Source organism: Mesorhizobium sp. M2E.F.Ca.ET.209.01.1.1 (assembly GCF_004010375.2).
Taxonomy (GTDB): Bacteria; Pseudomonadota; Alphaproteobacteria; order Rhizobiales; family Rhizobiaceae; genus Mesorhizobium.
Map to the genome: position 1 here is coordinate 1 of NZ_SADP02000285.1, position 402 is coordinate 402.

Here is a 402-nt window from a genome sequence, read left to right on the forward strand (position 1 = left end):
CCCGAGCACGGCGAGCGTGGCGTCGATTTCCGGCGGTGGCTCATGGAGCGCGGCGGCCGCGCTTTCGCACTCCGGATCATTAGTCATATTTTCCATACTATACCAGATAATCCATCCTACTTGCACATTCGATGCAGCACTCACAATATCACCAGCATCTCAAATTGACACGGGAATAGTCAATGTCACTGCCTGCATCCGCCTCTTCGGACGCGACCCGGTGGAAACCGATCGCCTCCTGGGCGCTGAAGATTGTCTTTGCTGTCGCATTTTTCGGCGCCGCAGCGATGAAGCTCTACGGGCCACCGCCAATGGTCGCCGAATTTGACGCCGTCGGATTGGGACAGTGGTTCCGCTATTTCACAGCGATCCTGGAGATCGGCGGCGCCATCCTTCTCCTCG

The 402-nt window shown here is 57.5% G+C and carries 1 protein-coding gene; it reads left to right on the top strand.

Translation table 11 applies throughout. From position 1 onward, the window contains the following. Positions 1-182: 182 nt before the first annotated feature. On the top strand, positions 183-402 hold a 220-nt coding region (locus tag EN852_RS35690; RefSeq protein WP_135879668.1), incomplete at its 3' end, for a DoxX family protein.